2 protein-coding genes are annotated in these 1,197 nt (G+C 60.8%); one reads left to right on the top strand and one right to left on the bottom strand.

Features of this window, described 5'->3' with window-relative positions; genetic code table 11:
- Positions 1-182 precede the first annotated feature (182 nt).
- Positions 183-731, top strand: a complete 549-nt coding sequence (locus tag GPA25_RS23575; RefSeq protein WP_169262829.1) for a phasin family protein — start codon at positions 183-185, stop codon at positions 729-731.
- A 292-nt stretch (positions 732-1,023) separates the two neighbouring features.
- Here GPA25_RS23575 and GPA25_RS23570 read toward each other — a convergent pair whose 3' ends face one another.
- Positions 1,024-1,176 (bottom strand): diguanylate cyclase domain-containing protein, encoded by a 153-nt coding sequence (locus GPA25_RS23570; protein ID WP_343035058.1) that lies wholly within the window; start codon positions 1,174-1,176, stop codon positions 1,024-1,026.
- Positions 1,177-1,197: the final 21 nt, after the last annotated feature.

Raw genomic sequence — 1,197 nt, 5'->3', positions numbered from 1 at the left:
TCGATGTTTACCGGCGCACTCGCGCCTTGTGAGGGCTAGTTTGACGCGCCGTAAGACGCGATTGACATTATCATAAAACGTTCTACAATCACCGGAATGTTGCGGAGCAGCATGCCCGGCGCCCCAAATTCCCGATGTGGGTGCCATTGACGATTCGACCGATCCCACCAAGGAAATTGACCATGAACGCCTCTGTCGCCCTCAAGCAGTTCGCCTCCGCTAACCAGGCCAGTGTTGAAACCCTGACGGCGCTGGCGAACAAGGCTTTCACTCAAGCCGAACGCCTGACCGAGCTGAATCTGAACACCGCCCGCTCGGTGCTGGAAGACAGCGTCGCCGCCACCAAGACCGTGCTTGCCGTCAAGAACCCGCAGGATCTGGCTGCCCTTCAAACCACCCTGGCTCAGCCGATGCTCGACAAGGCGGTCGCCTACGGTCGCAGCGTGTATGAGATCACTTCCGAAGGCCAGGAAGAATTCGCCAAGCTGTTCGAAACGCAAGTTGCTGAACTGAACAAGACCTTCACCGACGCGCTGGACAAGGCTGCCAAGTCCGCTCCGGCCGGTTCCGAGCCTGCGTTCGCGGCTTTCAAGTCGGCCCTCGGCGCCGCCACCAACTTGTTCGACAGCGTCAGCAAGGCCGCCAAGCAAGCCACCGAAATCGCCGAAGCGAACGTCGCGGCCGCGACCAAAGCGACCGTGAAGGCTGCGTCTGCCAAGAAGTCCGCGTAATCGCTTACAGCATGGGCTGAGCTGAACAGGCTCGCTCTCGCGATAGTGCCGCCCTGGTAAAACTGGGCGGCATTTTTTTTCCACTCAGGGCGAGCCTGCGCTCCAGCGGATCACCGCGCTGAGTGGCCCGATTTGCGGGGAAGCGCCATGCAGCGCGGCCTTGAGCTCATGCCCGGGTCCGCCCCCACTCGGCGCATCGATTCCCTCCGGTCGCCTTGCGCGAAGAATCCACCCCGGGGCCGTCGCCGCCCGACCCTGAGCCGCTTCGTGCTGGCAAACCGAAAGACCGGTCTCACCGTTCTGCATCCACTTGACCTATGCCGTCATAAAACCGAACCTGATTGCCTCCGGCCTGCTTGGCCTGATACATCGCCGAATCAGCACGCCTCAAAATGTCGGCTGGGCTCGCTTCATGATCATGGAATAGAGTCACGCCGATACTCACCGTGCAACGATGCTCGACCCT

This window comes from Aromatoleum diolicum (assembly GCF_012910955.1).
Classification (GTDB): Bacteria; Pseudomonadota; Gammaproteobacteria; order Burkholderiales; family Rhodocyclaceae; genus Aromatoleum; species Aromatoleum diolicum.
Note: the sequence above shows the minus strand (reverse complement) of the source record. Positions and strands in the feature narration are given on the sequence as shown.

Coding starts and splice junctions, on each gene's coding strand:
- GPA25_RS23575 (WP_169262829.1), top strand. CDS start 183: ATGAACGCCTCTGTCGCCCTCAAGCAGTTCGCCTCCGCTAACCAGGCC.